This window comes from Actinomyces gaoshouyii (genome assembly GCF_002072175.1).
Classification (GTDB): Bacteria; Actinomycetota; Actinomycetes; order Actinomycetales; family Actinomycetaceae; genus Actinomyces; species Actinomyces gaoshouyii.
The window spans coordinates 288,478-304,174 of the sequence record NZ_MVIV01000002.1 but is presented as its reverse complement, the minus strand read 5'-3'; the positions used below and the strand labels follow the sequence as shown (position 1 = coordinate 304,174).

9 protein-coding genes and 1 pseudogene are annotated in these 15,697 nt (G+C 71.0%); 6 read left to right on the top strand and 4 right to left on the bottom strand.

What is annotated here, in order from left to right; genetic code table 11:
* Nucleotides 1-53: 53 nt before the first annotated feature.
* The 3 genes from B1H50_RS03060 to B1H50_RS03050 all read right to left on the bottom strand — a co-directional run bounded on the left by B1H50_RS03060 (nucleotide 54) and on the right by B1H50_RS03050 (nucleotide 7,059).
* Nucleotides 54-3,860, bottom strand: coding sequence for a murein biosynthesis integral membrane protein MurJ (locus B1H50_RS03060; protein WP_233129473.1), 3,807 nt, complete (start codon nucleotides 3,858-3,860; stop codon nucleotides 54-56).
* Between the two features lie 176 nt (nucleotides 3,861-4,036).
* Nucleotides 4,037-6,553 (bottom strand): DUF6049 family protein, encoded by a 2,517-nt coding sequence (locus tag B1H50_RS03055; protein ID WP_080462295.1) that lies wholly within the window; start codon nucleotides 6,551-6,553, stop codon nucleotides 4,037-4,039.
* A complete protein-coding gene (locus B1H50_RS03050; protein WP_080462294.1) occupies nucleotides 6,550-7,059 on the bottom strand; it encodes an NUDIX hydrolase in 510 nt (169 codons plus the stop codon). The genes B1H50_RS03055 and B1H50_RS03050 overlap by 4 nt, the downstream gene beginning before the upstream one ends.
* Nucleotides 7,060-7,191: 132 nt before the next feature.
* Here B1H50_RS03050 and B1H50_RS03045 point away from each other — a divergent pair, with 132 nt between their 5' ends.
* From B1H50_RS03045 to B1H50_RS03025, 5 genes are all read left to right on the top strand, one after another.
* Complete coding sequence (locus B1H50_RS03045; RefSeq protein WP_080462293.1) at nucleotides 7,192-8,745, top strand: CCA tRNA nucleotidyltransferase; 1,554 nt, start codon at nucleotides 7,192-7,194, stop codon at nucleotides 8,743-8,745.
* A gap of 206 nt (nucleotides 8,746-8,951) precedes the next feature.
* On the top strand, nucleotides 8,952-9,239 hold the full coding sequence (locus B1H50_RS03040; RefSeq protein ID WP_158082817.1) for a type II toxin-antitoxin system Phd/YefM family antitoxin: 288 nt from the start codon (nucleotides 8,952-8,954) through the stop codon (nucleotides 9,237-9,239).
* A gap of 3 nt (nucleotides 9,240-9,242) precedes the next feature.
* Nucleotides 9,243-9,647: a type II toxin-antitoxin system VapC family toxin gene (locus B1H50_RS03035; RefSeq protein WP_080462291.1), complete on the top strand. Its 405-nt coding sequence runs from the start codon at nucleotides 9,243-9,245 to the stop codon at nucleotides 9,645-9,647.
* A 275-nt stretch (nucleotides 9,648-9,922) separates the two neighbouring features.
* The gene (gene serC, locus B1H50_RS03030) at nucleotides 9,923-11,005 is read left to right on the top strand and encodes a 3-phosphoserine/phosphohydroxythreonine transaminase (RefSeq protein WP_080462290.1); all 1,083 of its coding nucleotides are present in this window, start codon (nucleotides 9,923-9,925) and stop codon (nucleotides 11,003-11,005) included.
* Nucleotides 11,006-11,080: 75 nt separating this feature from the next.
* Nucleotides 11,081-12,277 carry a phosphoglycerate dehydrogenase gene (locus B1H50_RS03025; protein WP_080462289.1) on the top strand — a complete coding sequence of 399 codons (1,197 nt, stop codon included), beginning with the start codon at nucleotides 11,081-11,083 and terminating at the stop codon, nucleotides 12,275-12,277.
* A 107-nt stretch (nucleotides 12,278-12,384) separates the two neighbouring features.
* Here the strand turns inward: B1H50_RS03025 and B1H50_RS09890 are convergent.
* A pseudogene (locus B1H50_RS09890) lies at nucleotides 12,385-12,735 on the bottom strand (hypothetical protein); the annotation flags it as partial.
* Between the two features lie 447 nt (nucleotides 12,736-13,182).
* Between B1H50_RS09890 and B1H50_RS03015 the strand changes: the two are divergent.
* Complete coding sequence (locus B1H50_RS03015) at nucleotides 13,183-15,624, top strand: transglycosylase domain-containing protein (RefSeq protein ID WP_080462288.1); 2,442 nt, start codon at nucleotides 13,183-13,185, stop codon at nucleotides 15,622-15,624.
* Nucleotides 15,625-15,697 lie beyond the last annotated feature (73 nt).

The window sequence follows — 15,697 nt, the reverse complement described above, 5'->3', positions numbered from 1 at the left end:
TAGCGGTAGTCGTTGCAACCAATGATGAAATCCGCTTGTTCCCGTCCGCTTGCCTATCGGAGGGTGATCTCGGTGATAGTGGCCTTGTTCTTGCCGTCATCAGGGGCCACCGGCAGTTCGGTGATGACGACGACGATCGTGTCAGTCGTGGTGGCGTCGAAGGAGAAGGAGGTGGTGCCCGAGGTGAAGGGGCCTTCCGCGAGCACGGTGCCCCCCTGGGGGTCCTGGACGCTGGTGGCGCGGATCTGGACGTGACCGCCCTGGCCGGTGCCCTGGAGGCTGATACCGGAGACGGGAGCGGCCTGCTGCAGAGTGACGGCGATGATCACATCCCCGAGTCCTGTGGGTCGATTGGCCCACTGGGTGTACCACTCCTTGGAGGTGTCCCCGTCGACGAGGCGGCCCTCGAGCTCGGGGTGCTGGCCGCTCAGGCTTCTCGCGCCAGTGATGGTGATCGGCACTTGCGGGGTCTCGCTCCCGCCGCTGCGGCCATCGCCGCCGGGGGCGGCGGCGGACGGGACCGTGCGGGCGGCGGGCACCTCCTTCTCCGTGAGGGGCATGCCCAGGAGCTGGAGGATATTGGTGATGGCGAAATAGGCGACGACGAGCACGATGGCGAGCAGGCCGACGATGATGCCCGTCGAGACACGGCTGTCCGTCTCCGCGTCGTCATCCTCCGATCCGTCGCCGATGCGGGGCAGTGAACCGGTGGTGTCAAGGGGCTCGATGAGCGTCGGCGCGGGGCGGGTCGGCAGGAAATCCGGGGGCGCGGGCGCCGCCGCGGGAGGCGGCGCGGCCGCAGCGTCGGCTGGTGGAACCGGTGGGAGCGGGGCCGGCGGCGGCACCGCCGTGGATGTGGCGGGTTCCGGCGCGCTGGGGGCGGCCTCGGCGGAAGCGGCGCTCGAGCCCGACCTCGTGCCCAGGGCCCCGGTACGACTGGCGGACAGGCCGCGCAGGCGGCCGAGGACGGTCTTGGCGGCTTCGGCCGCCTGCGCGGGCGGAGCGGGCGGCACTGCGGACCAGGCCGATGACGCAGAAGCGGCAGAGACCGCCTGCGCGGGTGCCTGCGGTACGAGGCCCTGGAGATCGGCCGTGTCCCAACGACCGAGCTGGTGGGCGACCTCGGAGGCGGAGATCGGCGCCTGGTCTGCGAAGGACCTGGCGGCGAGATCGTCGAGCTCCTTCTCCGAGGCGAGCGCGGGCACGAAGGACGAGGGGCGGGCGGGCATGCCCTCGGAGGTGGGGGCGGGCGCGATACCGGCGCGCTTGCCCGGCCAGCGGCGCGTCAGCCCGAAGTAGAGGAGCTCGACGAGCGAGCGAGCGTCGGCGCGATCGGAGTCGAGCGGATCACCGCTGGACTTCTCCAGGCCGAGTGCCGCGGCCTCGATGCCGACACCGGAGATCCGCACAGTGCCATCGGGCAGCACCCTTACGGATTCGGGGGCGAGGTTGAGATGGTGCAGTCCCCTGCGGGAGGCCGCTTCCAGCGCCTGGGCCGCCTCCCCGACGATGGTGCGGACCTGGGCGGGGCTCAGGCCCTCGCGCACGAGAGCGCCGAAGGAACGGCCCGCCACGGACTCGGTGACGATGAAGGCCGGATTGCCGCGCTCGACGTCGTAGACCCGTTGCAGGCGGGCGTCATCGATGAGGGCCGCGCGGGAGGCGGCATCGAGGATCTCGTCGCGATGCGGTGTGGCACCACTGAGAGTCAGGACTACGACCTCGCGCCCCAGGATCTCGTCGCGGCCGAGATGCCGCACGATACGGGGCAGGGTGGCGGGCATCGCGGCCGTGAGCGCGTAGCGCCCCGACCCGATGGGCTTCGCCTGATCCATGCCGTCCATGCGGACACTGCCTCCCGTGCTGTCGGCTATTTGTGTGCTTGGACTTATCGTAGCGGCCCCCGGAGCGCTCACAGTGAACGAATCGGGACCGGATGGGGAGACCGGCTCTGCTGAAGCCCCGGATCGCGGGATCGCCGCGGGTGATAGCGGGCCTGGGAAGGCGAGTGCCGGTCCGGTGGCGAATGCGCCGGGGCCCCCCGCCGGGGCGATGGACGGCGGGAGGGCGGTGGGCTCGTTCGCGGTGGGCGCGGCGCTGGGCATCGCCGCCGCTGGTGGGGCGGGCGGTGCGGATGCTCGGGCGGGCGCGGGGACCGCGGGGGCTGGTGCGGTCGTGGCGGGCGCGGGGCGCGCCGGGGCCATCCTCAGCGACCCGCCCAGGCGGGTGAGGGCCCGGCTGGCGCCGCCGGGGAGCACGCGCCCGGCTTTGGTCACGATGCCGGCCACCGGGTTCATGAGGATCGCAAGCTCATCGACCCGCAGGGCGCGGGCCGCGGCGAGGTACACCAGAGTCATGATCGCCCCGACGGTGAGGACGACGAGGACGGCATCGAGGGCGGCGGCCCCCATGAGGTGCCCGTCGGCGTCGCCCAGGAGCTCGCGCACCCCGATGCCCACGACGGCCGCGGGGATGACCGCGCCGATGAGTCGCAGGTGCGTCGAGATGACCCGCGGGCTGTCGAGGTCCGGCAGATGGCGGCGCATGAGCGGCACCACGACGGCCACCGCCCCGGCCTGTGCGACCGGCGAGGAGATCGCCGCCCAGAGCATCCAGTGCCGGGGCTCGGCCAGGAAGTAAGTGAGGAGGCAGAAGACCACCGGGATGACGCCCACAGTGATGTCCGCCCGCACAAGGCGGCGGGTGTCCCCGTAGGCGAGCAGTACCCGCTGCGTGGTGAACCAGATCCCCTGGACCACGATGCCCATCGCCAGGGCCACGAGGATCGGCGCGGCCGCCTGGGCCTGCGCCAGGGATACCGAGGGCACGAAGGCCTGGAGCGCGGGCGTGGCCAGGACGGCGATCCCGGCACTGGCCAGCACCGTGAACACGGCCACCGAGCGCAGCCCCAGGGAGAGGTCATCGCGCACACCGGCGCCGTCGCCCGCCGCGGCCTTCTCGCTCATGCGGGTGAACAGCGCCGTGACCACGGAGGTCGTCACCAGGGACTGCGGGAGGATGTAGATGAGGAGGGCGTTGTTGTACATCGTCGTCGAGGGGACGATGATGCCCTGGTCGGCAACCTTCTCCGCCGCGGACACGGCCCGTGAGCCCAGGTTCATGACGGCCCAGTCGCCCAGGGCGGCGACGACGATCCCGATGAGCGCCCACCCGGCGATCTTGGAGGTGTCGCCCAGGCCCAGGCCCCGCGCACCGAAGATGATGCGCGGGGTGAAACCCGAGCGGCGCAGTGGAATGTAGAGGACGAGCGCCTGGATGACGATGCCCAGCGTCGTCGTTCCCGCGATGAGCGTGATGCGCATGGCGTCCCACTCGGCAGGGCCGCCGTCGGATCCCGCGTAGCGGCCGTAGATCGCCATGTAGGCGATGAGCGAGGCGATGGAGATGACGTTGTTGACCACGGGCGCCCACATGTAGGGCCCGAAAATGTGCCGGGCGTTGAGCACCTGCCCCCACAGGGCGTAGAGCCCGTAGAAGAAGACCTGCGGCATGCACCAGAACGCGAAGGCGTAGCCCACTGGGAGCCACCGCCCCAGACCGCCGCCGTAGAGGTAGATGATCAGGGGCGCGGCGAGGGTGAGCAGCGCCGTGATGGCCAAGATGAGGGTGCCGGCGGCGGTGAGCAGCCGGTTGACGACCTCCTCGCCGTTCTCGCGCCGTAGCGCCCGCACGATCTGCGGGACGAGGACGGCGTTGAGGATGCCTCCCACCAGCATGTTGTAGAGCTGGTTGGGCAGGGTGTTGGCGATGTTGAAGGCGTCGGCGGCGCCGGAGGCCGTGGCCCCCAGGGCGGCGATGAGCAGGGCGTTGCGCACGAGCCCCAGGAGGCGGGAGGCCATGGTCCCGACCATCATGACCGCCGAGGAGCGCATGATCGACGTCGGCTTGGGGGCCTTCCGCCTCCGGCTCGGCTCAGGGGCGATCCGGGGAGACCGGGCCCGCCGGTCGGGCCGACCCGGCGCGACCGGCGGGCCCGACCGGGGCGTCATCGGGTCATTCTGGGCGTGGGCGGGGGTCATGCGTCTCCCTCCGGCTCGGGGGCGCCCGCGTGCGGCGCATCGGGCACAGCGCGCCTGCCGCGCCGGACGGTTCGGTAGATGCCGGCGGCCAGCAGGATCACGAGGGCGCCGGTGACGATCCGGGTGCCCCGGCCCTCCCAGTCGGCGCGCACCCGCATGCGCAGGCTCGCCGGGGTGCCGACCTCGGTGCCGTCCGGGGCCAGGATCCTCGCTGTGAGGCGCGCGTTACCCGAGCCGACGGCGCTCACGGGCACGGAGGCGACGGCCTGGCCCCCGGCAGGGACCACCACGGAGACCGTCTCCTTGGTCTGGAGTCGCGGCGAGCCGGAGATGACCTCGACCACCACGGTGGAGTCCTGTGCGAGGGACGAGGAGACGCGGATCGGCAGCTCCGCCTCGTCGCTGATGAGGTTGATCGTCGAGGTCGGGGCGACCTGCAGGGCGCTGACCACGGAGTTCGCGGCGGCAGCGGCGTCGGTGATGAGCGCCGTGCGGCCGGCTGTGTCCGACCGCCAGGCCGAGGCGGATACGGAGGAGACCACTTGGGCGCGCGTGCCCATGATCGCCGCGGGGTCGTGGAGGACGGAGCTCGTGGCGCTCACGCGCTGCGCGGTGGCGCGGGCCTGGGAGAGCTCGGGATCGCTCAACTCGGTGTCGGCGACCTGGATGTCCGGCAGCGCGGCGCGGCCGGGCTCATCATTCCGGGAGGCCTGCTGATCGGCGTCGGCGCTGAGGTCGGCCAGAGCGGCGGGCGTCGTCCAACTGGTCTGCCTCAGCGCATCGACCCGGGCTCCCAGGACCGTGGGCGAGGTCGTCGAGGCGGTCCGGCGGTCGATGGCGATCACCGCGTCCCTGCCCAGGTTCGGGGCCTGGCGAGTGAGGATCGCCGTCTGGGCGCGCAGGTACTGGCGGATATCGATCTCGCTCAACGACTGCGTGGAGGCCTGCGTCTCCAAGCTCCCCGCGATCCCGGCGCTCAGTGCGGTATCCGGCAGGAGGACCGTGCGATCATTCCGCGAGGCGATGCCCGACGGCGTGTAGGTCAGCGGCTCCGTGACGCTCATATCCCCCGGGGAGGCGACGACGACGCTCGCCGTCTCCGGCAGGGCCGACAGTGTTTGGGCATCCAGGGGACCCGCGGGCCAGGCCAGGGAGGTGCTCGCGCTCGCGCCGGCCAGCAGCGAGCCGCTCGCCCGGGTCGTGGCGGTGGTCATGAGCTCCGTGGCGCCCAGGTGCGTCAGGGCGGATACGTCGGCGTCGCCCCAGGGAAGGACGACGACATCGCCCTTGCCCTTCGCGCCCGATCCCGTCAGAGCCCGGTACAGGGAGCCGGCGAGCCTGGTGAGGTCCTCCTCCGCCATATCCTGCGGGGCCGCCGATGGGAAGGCCGTGGGGCTCGGCGAGCCGCTGGGGTCGGCGGACGCGCTGGGCACGGGTGCCGGCGGCGGCCCCGAGCCTCCCGAGCCCGCCGCGGCGGCGGCCTGGAGGCGCTCGGGAGTCATGCCGAGCGCGTCGATGAGGGCCGGATCGATGGCCAGGACGACGCCATTGCCGGCGAGGTCGAGCATTCCCGTGACGCGCTGGCGCAGGGCGCGGATGGAGGGCCCGGAACCCGGCGAGGCGACCGTCGGGATGGAATCGAGTCCCGCGGAGGTGCTCGGCGAGGCGGTCGCGGAGGGGGCGGGGGTCGCGCTCGCGGATGGTTCCGCGGAGGTGCTCGCCTCGGGGTCCGGGGAGGCGCTATCAGTGGCGGTGGGGCCGGCCGCCGGGGTGCTCGTCGCCCTGGCGGCGTCTTCAGCGGCCTGCTCCGCCTGACGCTGTTTGGTGGTTCCCAGGTCCGCCAGGAGCGCGAGCTCGGCGGGGCTGGCGGTGACCGGGATGACGACGGTGACGCGGCTGGGATCCACGGATGCGCCGCTGTCCCATAGCGAGATGGCCCGGTCCTGGGCGAGCGTGGAGCCGCTCTGCGCCAGGGTCACCTGAATGCCGCGCGGGCCCCATTGATCAGTGTCCGACAGGGGGAGGTCGGAGCTCTTGACGGTCATGGAGAAGCGCTGGGAGGCGCCGGGGGCGACGTCGAAGTCGAGTGCGTCCTCCATCACGGTGACGAGCGATGTGCTGCGCTCGCCGGCGAGCCAGGAGCCGAGGCTCCTGGTGGAGACCTCCGTGGTTTGCTGCGCCTGGACGATGATCGAGGCACCCGACAGGTTCGTCGTCGTGCCGTTGGTGATGGTCCCGGAGATGCGCAGGTCCTCCCCCGAGTGCAGGATCTCAGGGGCCATGGCGTCCACCGTGAGGGTGAGGGCGCCGGCGGTGACGGCAGGGGCGGTCGGGCCGGGGGCGCTGGGCGCATTATCGGCGGGCAGGACCTTGACCGCCGGGGCGCCTCCCCGCACCGGCGGCCCCGCCGGTGCTGCGGGTGCGGCGAGGGCCGGCTCGGCGATCATCATGGCCGCGCTGGACAGGACGGCCGCTGCTGAGGCCAGCAGGCGCCGCGTGCGACGCGGGCTCATCCATCCCCCACGAGGATGTCGCGGGCAGCGGCAACGATCCTGCGCTCATTGGGATAGGCCAGGCGCTTGCCGACGTCGTCGAGCGGCACCCAGGCGACGTCCTCGGCCTCATGATCGGGGTCGTTCTCCGTGGTCAGGTCCCCGCCGACGGCCTCGAGCAGGAAGTGGTGGACGACCTTGTGGACCCGGTGGGCGTCGCCCGCGAACCAGTAGTCGATCGTTGCCAGGTGGCGCAGCACGCGGCCCGTGATGCCCGTCTCCTCGGCGATCTCGCGCACAGCCGCCTCCTCGGCGGTCTCCTCACCCTCCAAATGTCCCTTGGGCAGGCACCACTCCAGGCGCCCGCCGCGGTTGCGGCGCGCGATGACGGCCGCGAAGGCGCGCCCGCCCTGGACGTCGACGACGAGCCCGCCGGCGCTCGTCTCATCGACAACGGGCAGGCCGCGCGCGCTCGAGCTCCGCGGCGAGGAGCCGGCGCGGGGCTTGCGGACGCGGTGAGAGGGCATGGGGACACTCTAGGCTGTCCGGACCCCTCGGTCGGCGCAGTGCGCGCCGAGGCGGGCCAGGTGCTCCTCACATGGATTCCGCATGGACTTCCGCGGGAGCCGGTCGGTCGGGCTCATGGCAGGCTTGCCCCGATGACTACCTCCCCAACCAGCGCCTCCTGCCCGGCCCACCCGACCCCCTCCCTGACGCCCACCGCGCGCGATGCCCTTGCGGGACTGCCGCCGTCGCTGGCCGCCCTCGGGCATGCCTTCGCGCGAGCCGGCCACGAGATCGCGCTGGTGGGAGGCCCTGTGCGCGACGCCTTCCTAGGCGTGGCCCCCCATGACCTGGACCTGACCACCTCGGCCCGCCCCGAGCAGACCGAGGGGCTTCTCAAGGCCTGGGGGGATCACTGCTGGGACGTCGGCCGCGAGTTCGGAACCATCGGGGCGCGCAAGGGGGACGTCGTCGTCGAGGTCACCACCTACCGCACCGAGGCCTACGAGGTAGGCTCGCGCAAGCCCGCCGTCTCCTACGGGGACACGCTGGAGGGGGACCTCACGCGCCGCGACTTCACCGTCAACGCCATGGCCCTGCGCCTGCCCGACCTGGAGCTCGTCGACCCCCACGGGGGTCTGGCGGACCTGGAGGCCGGGATCCTGCGCACCCCCGTCACCGCCACCCAGTCCTTCGACGATGACCCCCTGCGCATCATGCGGGCCGCGCGCTTCGCCGCCCAGCTCGGATTCGACGTCGAGCCCGACGTCATGAGCGCCATGGAGGAGATGGCCCACCGCCTGGAGATCGTCTCCGCCGAGCGCGTCCGCGCCGAGTTGGAGCGCCTGCTGCTCGCTCCCGCCCCCCGCCGCGGCCTGGAGCTCATGGTGCACACCGGAGTGGCCGACGTCGTCCTGCCGGAGCTCGCCGCGCTGCGCGAGACCGTTGACGAGCACAAGCGGCACAAGGACGTCTACGAGCACACCCTCGTGGTCCTCCAGCAGGCCATGGACCTGGAGACCGGGCCCGACGGGCCCGTGCCCGCCCCGGACCTCGTGCTGCGCCTGGCCGCGATCATGCACGACATCGGCAAGCCCGCCACCCGCCGATTCCTACCCGACGGCACCGTCACCTTCCACACCCACGACATCGTCGGCGCGCGCATGGCCAAGAAGCGCCTGACCGCCCTGCGCTTCGACAAGCAGACTATCAAGGACGTCGCCCGCCTCGTCGAGCTGCACCTGCGCTTTCACGGCTACGCCGACGCCGCCTGGTCCGACTCCGCCGTGCGCCGCTACGTCGCCGATGCCGGGCCCTTGCTCACGCGCCTGCACCGCCTCACCCGCGCCGACGTCACCACCGGCAACCGCCGCAAGGCCGCCATGCTCTCCCACGCCTACGACGACCTGGAGCGGCGCATCGACGAGCTCGCCCAGGCCGAGGAGCTCGCCGCGATCCGCCCCGACCTCGACGGCTCCCGGATCATGACCGAGCTCGGCCTGCCGCCCGGCCCCATGGTCGGCAGGGCCTACCAGTTCCTCATGGACCTGCGCATGGAGAGGGGGCCGCTCGGCGAGGACATGGCACGCGAGGCGCTCCACGCCTGGTGGGCCGCCGTGCCCGCCGAGGAGCGCGTCCGCGCCGAGGCCGGGCGCCGGGACAGGGGCCGGGACTCCAAACGGGGGAAGAATGGCGAGAAGGGCTCATAGGGCCCGGAATGCGGGGAGTCCCCCCACTCTCCGCGCACTGAGCGGCGTTGAATGGCGCTGCCGAACCACTGGCCGGCGGGCCGGGCATCTCAGCCTGGCCCGCGGGCGTCGTGCGGAGCGCCTGCGCCCCTCGGGGTGATTCGCTGCGTCCGCCAGAGTTACCTAGGTCGATAGGTAGGTGTTACCGTGACGCTATGTGTAGGCCGATGATGAACAGCAGCCGTACTGTCTCCGCCACGGAGATGAACCAGCAGGGCAGCCGCATCCTCTCCCGCGTCGCTGACGATGGGGAGAATCTGGTCGTGGTCCGCAACGGTAGGCCCGTGGCCACGATTTCGCCGTACTCCGGCCAGGAGTCGCCGCGCGAGCGGCTGCGCCGCCAGGGATGGAGCCGTCAGGCGAGGCGCAGGCAGCACCTCCCTTTCGCACCGGTGCCGATCCCCGAGGGTCAGAGTCTGGCGAGCATCATGGCGATGGTGAGCGAGGGGCGCTGATCGGTGATCTACTACGTCGATACCTCCTTCCTTCTCCTGGCCCTTCTCGACCAGGAGGGGCGGGCCGAGGCTGAGCGAGTTCTCCAGGAGGGCGCCGATGAGGAGGCGCTCGTCTCGTCGGCGCTGCTGGAGGTCGAGCTCAAGCAGGTTGCCTCTCGCGCCGGGCTGCCGGGACCGGCGATCGACAATGCGCTGGCGGAGGTCGAGTTGTTCAGCGTTGACATGGTGCTGCGGGAGGCGGGCATCGTCCCCGGTCCGATCAAAACCCTGGACGCGGTGCATGTCGCTACGGCGATGGCCCTGGACTCGCCGCTCGCCCCAGTGGCGGTGCTGACTCATGACAGGCAGATGGCGGCATGCGTTCGGCGCTGCGGCCTCGAGGTCGTGGACGTCGCCGGGAACCACTAGCAGCGGGTACCTCGAATGTCGTGCTGCGACTCCGTCGCCGCTGAGGGAGGCGCTGTCACCCCCTAGCCCTGCACGCCGACCGGTATCGCGGAAGGTGACGTCGCTGGGGCGCTCTCACGGGTCGATGCGCCCGGCGCCGACGGCGAGCCGCCCCTCGCGGGGCGTAGGCGTGACCCATTGGTGCAAGGCGGCGGCCCGCGCCCACCGGCCTCGCCCCGCTCCCCAATCGCGGACTCATGATGCCCTCATGCTGTGCCCACGGGCATACTGGCCCCATGCGCGTCCACAACTTCTCCGCGGGCCCCGCCCAGCTCCCCCTGCCCGTGCTCGAGCGCGCCGCCGCCGAGCTCACCGACTGGCGCGGCACCGGCATGTCCGTCCTGGAGGACTCCCACCGCGGCAAGGACTTCATCGCTTGCGCCGCCCAGGCCGAAGCCGCTTTCCGCCGCGTCGCCGCCCTGCCGGACAACTATCGCGTCCTCTTCCTCGCCGGCGGCGCCACCGGCCAGTTCTCCGCCGTTCCCGCCAACCTCGCCGCCAGGGGCGCCACCGCCGCCTTCATCAACACCGGGCAGTGGTCCGCCAAGGCCGCCAAGGAGGCGAAGCGCCAGGGCCTCAATGTCGTCACCATCGCCGACGAGTCCGCCTCCCACTACACCACCACCCCGGACCCGGCGTCCTTGATCATCCCCGCCGACGCCGCGTACCTGCACTACACGCCCAACGAGACCATCGGCGGCGTCGAGTTCCCCTACGTCCCCGACGCCGGTGACACCCCCCTCGTCGCCGACTTCTCCTCCACCTACCTCTCCCGTCCGGTCGACTTCTCCCGCTTCGGCGTTGTCTACGGCGGAGCCCAGAAGAACCTCGGCCCCGCCGGCCTGGCCGTCGTGCTCGTGCGCGACGACCTCCTCGACCGCGCCCGCCCCGACGTCCCCGCCATCTGGGACTGGAGGACCATGGTGGACAAGGACTCCATGCTCAACACCCCGCCCACCTTCTCCGTCTACCTCCTCGGCCTCATCCTGGAGTGGATGGAGGAGCAGGGGGGCCTGGCGACCATCGGCGCCGCCAACGAGGCCAAGGCCCGCTCCCTCTACGAGGCCATCGACGCCTCCGACTTCTACGCCAATCCCGTTGAGCCGCGCTCGCGCTCCTGGATGAACATCCCCTTCACCCTGGCCGATCCCGCCCTCGACGCCGACTTCCTCGCCGGTGCGGCCCGCGAGGGCCTGGCCAACCTCAAGGGCCACCGCAGCGTCGGCGGCATGCGAGCCTCCCTCTACAACGCCATGGGGGCCGACGGCGTCGCCGCCCTCATCGACTACATGACGGAGTTCGAGCGCGTCCACGGCTGAGCCCGGTCGGCGGGCGCCCGCCCCCATCGCCGCACTCACCACCAGCGCCCCGACCAGCACCCACACAGGAGAACCATGAACGTCCCCGTGCCCCCCAAGCCCGAGCGCTTCCGCATCAAGACCCTCAACGCCATCTCCGGGGCGGGCCTGTCCCGCCTGCCCGACGAGCGCTACGAGGTCGGCGGCGGCGTCGCCGAGCCCCACGCGCTCCTCCTGCGCTCGGCCAAGCTGCACGGAACCCCCATCCCCGACTCCGTCCTGGCCGTGGCCCGCGCCGGCGCCGGTACCAACAACATCCCCGTCGCCGAGTACACCGAGCGCGGAGTCCCCGTGTTCAACACCCCCGGCGCCAACGCCAACGCCGTCAAGGAACTCGTCCTGGCCGGACTGTTCATCGCCTCGCGCAACCTCATCCCCGCCGCCCGCTTCGCCCATACCCTCACCGGCGACGCCGCCGAGATGGCCAAGGCCGTCGAGGCCGGCAAGAAGCAGTTCGTCGGCTTCGAGCTGCCCGGCCGCACCCTCGGCGTCATCGGCTTGGGTGCCATCGGTGTGCAGGTCGCCAACGCGGCGTTGGGCCTCGGCCTGCGCGTCATCGGCTACGACCCCGCCATCAGCGTGGAGTCCGCCTGGCACCTGAGCGCCGAGGTCGAGCGCGCCGAGAGCATTGAGGATGTCTTCAAGCGCGCCGACATCCTCACCGTCCACGTGCCCCTCCTCGACTCCACGCGCGGCCTGGTGTCCACCCAGCGCGTCGGCCTCATGAAGGAGACCGCCGTCATCCTCAACTTCGCCCGCGCCGAGATCGTCGACGAGGCCGCCGTCGTGGCCGCCCTCGACGAGGAGACCCTGGGCGGCTACGTCTGCGACTTCCCCTCCCCGGCCGTCCACAAGCACCCCCGCTGCATCTCGTTGCCGCACTTGGGCGCCTCCACGAAGGAGGCCGAGCGCAACTGCGCCATCATGGCCGCCGACTCCCTGCGCGGCTACCTGGAGGACGGTCAGATCCACAACTCCGTCAACCTCCCCGAGGCCGTCATGGCCCGCGCCGAGGGCACCCACCGCCTCGTCATCGTCAACCGGAACGTGCCCAACATGGTCGGCCAGGTCTCCACCCTCGTCGCCGGGCACGGCCAGAACATCGCGAACCTGCTCAACAAGTCCCGGGGCGATCTCGCCGTCACCCTCGTCGACGTCGAGGGCGATCCCGCTCCCGGCGTTCTGGACGAGCTCGTCGCGATCGACGGCGTGCTCTCCGCCCGCTGCGTCTGACCTGCTCCCGGGCCCGCTGCCGCCCCCGGCCGCCCCGCGGATCGGGCAGGTTGGAGGATATGCGGCTCATCGGCGATCTGAAGGACCCGGGGACCACCCGCGCCTTCCACATCCTGCTGGGCGCGCCCCTCGGGGGTGTGGACGTCGCGGAACTCGCGGCCCAGGTCGTAGCGCGGGAAGGCGATCGCGCCACCGGCGTGCTCCTCCTCCACGCAGCCGAGGAGATTGGCCGAATACCCGATCTGGGTCTTGACCTCCTTCTTACAGCAGCCGAAATAGTTGTCCGCGATGACGGTGACGCCACGCTCGTCGCGGGCCGAGCACTTGAAGGCCTTGCCGCCGTTGTAGCGCTCGTCCTCGGTCCAGTGGCACATGCCGTCGCTGCGCCGGCGCTCCGTGGCTTTCTCCCACGAGGGCAGGCCGAGCTCCTTCTTCGTCAGGCGGGTCAGGTGTGGGCCAGGATGACACAGCCGGCAAGGACAGGGCGCGGGCGATGATCGGGGAGACCGGCTGGTCGATCTCCGTGGAGGTGGCCCCGGTGGGGCCGGGGATGCCCAGGAGCTGGAGTCGCAGGGAGATCGCGCCCGCATGGCGCCGAGCCTAGGGGGGCGTGAGCGGGGCCCCTCGGCATCCTGTGAGCCTCCTGCGGGCCCGGCCGGATCTGGTGGGAGGAGGGCGGTGTGACCGACACCTGAGTGATAGGCGCCATATTGTGCCCTGGCCTGTGATGATGCTGATCGGCGGGGCCGCAGGGCCCGTGGAGCCGACGCCGAGTCATGATCCCGCCGCATTCCCCTTGCCCCGAGGGGGCACTTCCCGGCCATACTTGGCACTGCACGATGGCTCGTTGGGCCCCCAGCCCTGAATCCCAGCGAACCGACCGGCACTGCAGGAATGAGGAGCGCGTGACACTGAACGCGAACCCAGGAGGCAATCGTCCCCATGGCGGCAGGCTCGCCCAGGCGGCCAGCTCCGGAAGGCAGGAGCGCGGCCGACAGGCTCCCACGAGCGGCCGCGACAGGCGCGCCGCCCGGGCCGCCGAGAAGGCTGCCAGGGCCGCTGCCGCTGGCCCGGCCCCCACGGGCCTGAGGAGGATCTTCAACTACCCCAGGCGCGGCAAGGGCCCGATCCATCGCTGGATCCCGAGCTGGCGCTTCTGCCTGGGTTCCTTCCTCCTGATGACCTCGGCGGTGCTGGGCCTGTTCGTCTACGCCTACTCGACGATCAAGGTGCCCGAGCCCAGCGAGTTCGCCCAGGCGCAGACGACCACCGTCTACTACTCCGACGGCACCACCCCGATGGGGCAATTCGCCGAGGTCAACCGCACTATTATCGATACCTCGACGATTCCCTCCCATGTGGGCAACGCCGTCGTCGCCTCCGAGGATCGCTCCTTCTACACCAATAGCGGTGTGGACCCGAAGGGAATCCTGCGGGCACTGGTCAACAATGCCAGCGGCGGGGGGACCCAGGGCGCCTCCACCCTCACCCAGCAGTACATCAAGAACTACTACGTCGATACGACGAGCTCCTACACGGGCAAGTTCAAGCAGGCCATCATGGCCCTCAAGATCGACCGCTCTAAGACCAAGGCGGAGATCCTCGGCTCCTACCTCAACACGGTGTACTTCGGGCGGGCTGCCTACGGCATCGAGGCCGCGAGCCAGGCCTACTTCGGCCACCCGGCCTCCCAGATGACCTACTCCGAATCCGCGCTCCTGGCGGGGATCCTGCCCGCCCCCAGCGCCTGGGACCCGGCGATCGATAAGGACCAGGCCACCATTCGCTGGAACCGCGTGCTCGACCTCATGGTGGAAGACGGTTACATCACACAGGCGGAGCGCGACTCCGCGACTCTCCCGACGACGATCGATGTCACCAATGATGAGACCTACCAGGGTCCCAACGGCTACCTCCTCCAGATGGTCCGGGAGGAGCTCACGACGACGGCGGGGCTCACCGACCAGCAGATCGACACCGGCGGGCTGTCGATCGTCACCACGATCAACAAGGGCAACCAGGACGCCGCCATCGCCGCCGCCCAGAGCCTGCCGGAGGGCTACTCGCCCAACCTGCGGGTGGGGCTGGTCTCGATCGACGCCAGCAGCGGCGGCATCCTCTCCCTCTACGGCGGCAGCGACTACCTCACCGACGGACTAAACTCCTCCACCGGTGCCGTCGCCCAGGCGGGCTCGACCTTCAAGCCCTTCGCACTCGTGGCCGCCCTGGAGAAGGGCGCGACCTTGGCCAATGGCTATCCCGGGACCTCGCCCATGACGATCGAGGGCACTCGGTTCGTCAACTTCGGGGGCGCCCAATTCAGGTGGGCCGACCTGGTCAAGGCCACCGCGTACTCGGTGAACACCTCCTACGTCCAGCTCAATAAGGATGTCGGGCCCGAGACCACCAAGGAGGTTGCCACGCGGGCCGGCTACCCGCAGAACACGGTGGGTCTGGAGCCCGCGAACCTCCAGAACGTCCTCGGCTCGGCCTCACCGCACACGATCGACATCGCCACGGCGTACGCAACCTTCGCCTCTCGGGGGACTCGCCACCAGACGCATATCGTCGCCTCAGTCAGCGGCAAGAACGTCTCCTACACGGCGCCGACCAATGGGGAGAAGGTCTTCTCCGACGACGTCATGGCCGATGCCACCTACGCCATGCAGCAGGTGGTCAACGAGGGCTCCGGCACCACCGCTCTGAGGCTCGGGCGGCCCATCGCGGCCAAGACGGGCTCGTCCTCGGACAACAAGTCGGCCCAATTCGTCGGCTACACCCCGCAGGTGGCCACCGCCGTTACTCTCTACCAGACCGGTGCGAACGGAGAGGAGGAGTCGATCACCCCATGGGGCGAGTACTCCGAGATCACCGGCTCCACCTACCCGGCGGACATCTTCACCACCTACATGGCGTCCGCACTGGACGGCCTGCCCGTTGAGCAGTTCCCGGGCCGTACGGATAACTCCTACACGCCGGGCTCCCTGGGAGGCGCCCAGGCCCCCGCGCCCTCGTACAACTTCTCCCCGGCCCCTGAGCCCGAGCCCACCAAGGTGCCGGTGACCCCCACGCAGGAGGAGCCGACGCGGAAGGCGCCGTCGCAGGAGGAGGAGCGCGATGAGTTCATCGAGGGCCAGAACCAGGGTTCCACCCCTGATCGCAGTCAACCGTCGAGCCCGAACGGTGAGCAGAAGGGGGGGCAGCAGCCTCCGGCGGGCCAGGACAACGATGACAATGCCCGGGTAGGCCAGCGGGGCGACCGGCAGGGAAACCAGGGCGCCCAGAATAATCGCAACGCCTACGGCTGGGGCCCCCGCCGCTGGATCCCCCGCTACTGGGACGAATAGGTGACGAATAGGTACTGAGCCCTGTCCGGGGTGCGGCAGCGCCAGGCCGCCCTGGGCGCTGATCGCGCAGCAG